This window comes from uncultured Oceanicoccus sp., assembly GCF_963968385.1.
GTDB lineage: Bacteria > Pseudomonadota > Gammaproteobacteria > Pseudomonadales > Dasaniaceae > Oceanicoccus.
In genome coordinates this window covers 1-5393 of record NZ_CAXAHB010000093.1, presented here as the reverse complement: position 1 = coordinate 5393, position 5393 = coordinate 1, and the positions used below count along the sequence as shown (strand labels likewise).

Genomic DNA, 5393 nt, shown 5'->3' with positions numbered 1-5393 from the left:
ATTTTTATTATAAGTATTCATTACTATAGTCTCTATGCTCAATTAATAACGATTAAAATTTAAACCCAGTGCTCAACCAATACTGCGGGTTGTGGCCATTACTGGCATCCTGATGGCTAATAGGGGTCGCGATATCTGCCCGAATAAAAAAGGTATCAGTGAGGTTAAGCGCCAACCCAATGCCGGCCCCACTAATAGATGCTGATTTGTTGTCGCTTAGGCCGTTGTCTGTGCCTTTGGCATAATCCACAAACAAAGAAAGCTGAAATACTTCACCCCAGTTGCGACCTGCAAAAGCAGGTTTATTGCTAAAGCCGGGCGCATTTATTATCCACTCGATGCTGGTAAAAATGGCTTTATCATAAATATATTCTGAAGCGGGATAGGCTCTGACCGAGTTGGCTCCACCCGTGGCAAATCGCTCCACAGATGGTAGTAAATCGTCGGAATACTGGCCCTTAAGTTGTAAAAGCACAGTATTGCTCGGGTTGATTAGTTGCATTCTGGTAACGTCGAAACTGAATTTGTTGAAATCACCACCGGCGTATTCACCCGATTCCCCCTTCCTTAATGAGTGATTGTCGCCATGACTATCCATTGAGCCGGCAAAATCGGCTAGACCTTTATCTAAGGTCAGATTGCCCTCGGTAATACCTCCACCCAGGATGCCGTCAATCAGATCAAAATTAAGGCTTGTGCTAAAGACGCTGAGATTGTCCTTACCCCAAATCAGATCGAAATCTTGGAATTCAACTTCGGCCCATTTGCGACTAAAATCCAATCTACCCGAAATATTCAATGTTCTACTGCGAATAAAAGAATAACTAGTGAAAAGCGAGGCTATTTCACTTTCGCCATTGATCAGGCCGGCAGAGCTTTGGCCAATAGCATAGCTATTGGTGCTGTAGGAAAGACCAACGCTGAGGGCGGGGAGAAAAATAGGCAGTTTATAGCTAAAGCTACCATAGGTAGAGTCATCAGGATCAAATGTTTGCAGCGCAGAGATCGTCATCTGATCACCATGGCCAGTGGGATTGTTCCAGTTTAGGCTGCCAATCAAGCGATCGGTGCCGGTGGTTTCACTGCCATGGTTATCGGCGATGACGACAAAATCCATCGGTTTTTCTGTTTTGGCTTTTAACACCAGTTCAGTTTCGCCCACATTTTGCCCCGGTCTGAAGATACCAGCGGCTTCCATTCCAGGCGTGTCATTCAGTCTTAGCAGGGCAGTTTCGATAGACTTGGCTTGAACAGCTTTGCCCGCCAAATGCTCAAAATGCCAGTTCAATAATTCATTGGAATAATAGTTGTTGCCATCGGGGGTGGTTAGGCCTAGCTTGCCCGGTAAAACACGAAGAACGATGGTGTTATTTTCGACAGTTTGTGCAGGAACAAAAGCCTGTGCCAGCATAAACCCTTGTTGTCGATAATATTGAGTAACTTGATTGGCTACTTGCTGTAGTTCGCCAACGGTAAACCCCTCTGGTTGTGATTGGCAAATATCTTCAAGCATGCTGTTGAGTGTTGTTAGATCGACACCCTGGCTTGGAAAAGCATCTGTGCCTTCCACCTTAAAGCGTGCCACGCTCAACCTGGGGCCATCAGCGGCATCGAGAGGGCGCTCGGAAACAACAGGAATTTGCTCCGTTGCGGAGTGGGTATCACGTTGTTTGTCTGAACCGAATTGTTCGTCATCGGGGTTAACCGCACAGCTGCCCTGAGCATAGAGATTCCCAGCCATTAAAAACGGTACCAGAGTGAGCAACGGAAAACATTTTCGAGTTAACGATAGTTTTGAATACCAGTGTTTCAAGTTATTTCCAGCCTTGTTTGTTTATTGTTTTTTTGTCTATTTTTCTTAGCAAATAATATTTTTTAGGCGACTACAACCTTTGAAATTTTACTAAACAGGATAGCGCTACGCCATATCTGGTAGCGGTTTAGTGAATAATGCCAATATTAGGTTGAGGCGAGTTAATAGTATTGGTGGCAAAATAATAGACAATTAATATTTGTAATAGCTATAGTGTCGAGCGACACAGTCATCCTATCTTGCTGTTTTTATTAGATTTATACTGTATTTCCAAAGAATTATATATCAATGTCAAAACAAAATCGACAATGGATATATCAGGTTGTTGAAATGGTAGGCCCAACTAACTAAGGTATATTTGCCATTTATCACTAATATGTCGAGCTACCATGATGACACTGTTTGATTTTTTAACTGCCCGAGGGAAGGCACAAATGCCCGACCCTGATCAAGCCCTGCCAGGACGCTCAGCCGCCATGCCGGTGGCTGCCAAGCATGCTGTTAATAATCATCCTATTGTCGGTCCTTTCCCTGATCACTTGCAGCAGGCTGTATTGGGTTTGGGGTGTTTTTGGGGTGCAGAAAGAATATTCTGGCAGTGTGAGGGTGTCTACTCCACGGCCGTTGGTTATAGTGCGGGCTATACCCCTAATCCGACCTATGAAGAAGTCTGTAGTGGCGGTACTGGCCATAATGAAGTGGTGCTGGTGGTGTTTGACCCGTCAGTAATTAGTTACGATGATTTGCTAACGCTCTTTTGGCAAAGCCATAATCCCACTCAAGGTATGCGACAGGGTAATGACCGCGGCACCCAGTATCGTTCGGGGATTTATTGGTTTAACCCAGAGCAGCAGCAAAGTGCTGAGCGATCCAAACAGCATTACCAAGCCAGTTTATTGGCAGCGGGTTATCCTGAAATCACCACTGAAATATTACCGGCAGCGACTTTTTATTATGCCGAGGATTATCATCAGCAATATCTGGCTAAAAACCCGGGAGGTTATTGCGGTTTGGGTGGAACTGGAGTGCCTTGTTCTCAGTAAAGCTTGCTGGTAATCGCCGCTATGGCATTTTCCACACGGAGAATTCTTTTTCCTAAGTGAATGCTTTCAAACCCCGCTTCAATAAATTTATTCACTTCATATTCGGTAAAACCGCCTTCCGGACCAATGGCCAGCACCGCATTTTCATTAATAGTATGCGGGCAGGGTTTGTCGCTGCTAGGGTGGGCAATGATGCCGCGGCTAGTCTGCGCAATAGCGGGTAACTCATCTTCCATAAAAGGCTTAAATAAGCGCTTAAATGATACTTTAGGAGGCACAGTATCTTTGGCCTGCTGTAAACCGGCCATTAAATACTCTTCAACCTTTTTATCGGTTAACGCCGGACTATTCCAAAAACTTTTTTCAACTTTATAACTGTTGATAACAATCAGTTCTTCGATACCTAGCTCGGCAATTGAGCGAAAAATTCGCCGGATCATTTTGGGGCGTGGTAAAGCCAGAATAATTTTAAGTGGCAGCTTTTCAGGAGGATCCTGATCAAGGGTAACTTCAATATCAACCCTGTCGTCAGTAATAACGGTAATCGTCCCGGTCCCCATCATGCCATTAAGCTGGCCAAGCTTAACGCTATCGCCAACTGATGATTGATGAATATCACGAATATGCTCAAAGCGTTTATCAGTCAATGTGACCTGATTGTCGCTGGTAAAATCCGTGTTAAATAAAATAATCAGATTCACAAACCGCTAGGCCTCTTGTGGCTCGGCTTCGTCTTCATAGACAGGTTCAGCCCATAAATCATATTCATCGGCCTTGGTAATAGTGGCGAGCAGGGCATCGCCGGGGAAGGTATCGGTAAAACCATCCAGATAAACCTTGCCATCGATCTCCGGCGCATCGGCATAGCAGCGACCGATAGCGCCTTGCTCATCCACTTCATCAATCAGTACTTCCATTTGCTGACCGATACGTTGCTGCAATTTTTGCGCAGAAATTTTTTGCTGGGTTTGCATAAATCGTTCCCAGCGTTCTTGCTGGATAGCTTCAGGCACATGATCGGGCAGGTCATTGGCTTTGGCGCCGTCTACGGGAGAGTATTTAAAACAGCCCACGCGATCAAGCTGCGCTTGTTCCAGCCAATCCAATAATAATTGAAAGTCTGCTTCGGTTTCGCCGGGAAAGCCCACCACAAAGGTAGAGCGTATAACCAAATCTGGGCATATCGCTCGCCAAGCCTTAATGCGTTCCAGTAATTTGACTTGATTGCCGGGGCGTTTCATTAACTTAAGAATTTTAGGGCTGGCATGTTGAAACGGAATATCCAAATAAGGCAGGATCTTTCCCTCGGCCATTAGCGGGATCACCTTATCCACATGAGGGTAGGGGTAGACGTAGTGCAGACGTACCCACACGCCCAATTCTCCCAGTGCAACAGCCAAATCCTGCATCCGAGTTTCACGAGCCTGTCCGTCTACAAAATCCAGCTTGTATTTAACATCCACGCCATAGGCGCTGGTATCTTGTGAAATGACCAATAATTCTCTGGTGCCGGCTTGCACCAGTTGTTTGGCTTCAGCCACCACCTCGGCAATCGGTCGGCTCACCAAATCACCGCGCATGGCGGGAATAATACAAAAGCTGCAACGGTGGTTGCAGCCCTCGGAAATTTTTAAATAACTGTAGTGTTGAGGGGTGAGTTTAATGCCCGCCGCCGACACTAAATCAGGGTAGGGTTTGTGGTTGATATTTTGCTCGGGAGGAATAAATTCATGTACCGCTCCCACCACGCTGTGGTAATCCGCAGGCCCTGAAACGCTGAGGATATCCGGATTGGCAGCTTTTATCGCCTGCGCATCGCTGCCTTTGCCCATACAGCCAGTCACAATAACTTTGCCGTTTTCTTGCATGGCCTCGGTAATGGCATCCATCGATTCTTGCTTGGCGGAGTCAATAAAACCGCAGGTATTGACCACCACCACATCAGCACCATCGTAGTCCGGGCTAATTTCATAACCATCAAGCTTGAGCTGGGTAAGAATACGCTCAGAATCGACCAGCGCTTTAGGGCAGCCGAGGCTAATAAAGCCGACTTTTCTGGTCTGTGTTGAGTTTGTCATAGTAGTGGTTGCTAACTATTTGTAAAAAGCAACGATTATACGGGGTTTAGGAATGGGCGGCTAATCACTCAAACAGAATTTTAAAGAGTGTCAGACGAATCATTAATAAATTAGTTGATAATGATTCTTATCTTGCATTCCCATTCGCGACCACTCGCGTGGCCGCAATAATCAAAAATACGTTCTTCCTCATATCGTTAGACGTTAGGAGTTTAGATGAAATTTCAAGCCAAACAGATTGCTAGCGGGTTAATTACGCTTGCTGTTATCAACAGTGTCCATGCGCAGTCTGCAGACCAAAAGGCTGTGGAGTCCACCCAGAGCAAAAAGCTGAATCGCTAGAAGAAGTCAATGTAACTAGCTTACGCCAGCGCCTCTATGACCAAGGTATGCTGAAAGATGTCATTCTGCCCAAAAGTAAAAATTCGGAAAGTTACTGGACGCTGGATTTTCGTGTCT

The 5393-nt window shown here is 45.7% G+C and carries 5 protein-coding genes; 2 read left to right on the top strand and 3 right to left on the bottom strand.

Annotated elements, in window-relative coordinates; genetic code table 11:
- Positions 1-52: 52 nt before the first annotated feature.
- On the bottom strand, positions 53-1741 hold the full coding sequence (locus tag AACP44_RS08290; RefSeq protein WP_339340059.1) for a ShlB/FhaC/HecB family hemolysin secretion/activation protein: 1689 nt from the start codon (positions 1739-1741) through the stop codon (positions 53-55).
- Between the two features lie 506 nt (positions 1742-2247).
- On the opposite strand from AACP44_RS08290, the gene msrA reads away from it, so the two are divergent.
- Entirely contained in the window at positions 2248-2856 is a 609-nt protein-coding gene (msrA, locus tag AACP44_RS08285; protein WP_339340058.1) for a peptide-methionine (S)-S-oxide reductase MsrA, read from the top strand.
- Here msrA and AACP44_RS08280 read toward each other — a convergent pair.
- Both AACP44_RS08280 and rimO read right to left on the bottom strand, forming a co-directional pair.
- Complete coding sequence (locus AACP44_RS08280; protein ID WP_339340057.1) at positions 2850-3557, bottom strand: 16S rRNA (uracil(1498)-N(3))-methyltransferase; 708 nt, start codon at positions 3555-3557, stop codon at positions 2850-2852. The genes msrA and AACP44_RS08280 overlap by 7 nt on opposite strands.
- A gap of 6 nt (positions 3558-3563) precedes the next feature.
- Positions 3564-4934, bottom strand: a complete 1371-nt coding sequence (gene rimO, locus AACP44_RS08275) for a 30S ribosomal protein S12 methylthiotransferase RimO (RefSeq protein WP_339340056.1) — start codon at positions 4932-4934, stop codon at positions 3564-3566.
- Between the two features lie 216 nt (positions 4935-5150).
- Here rimO and AACP44_RS08270 point away from each other — a divergent pair, with 216 nt between their 5' ends.
- On the top strand, positions 5151-5276 hold the full coding sequence (locus AACP44_RS08270) for a hypothetical protein (RefSeq protein WP_339340055.1): 126 nt from the start codon (positions 5151-5153) through the stop codon (positions 5274-5276).
- The last annotated feature ends 117 nt before the right edge of the window (positions 5277-5393 follow it).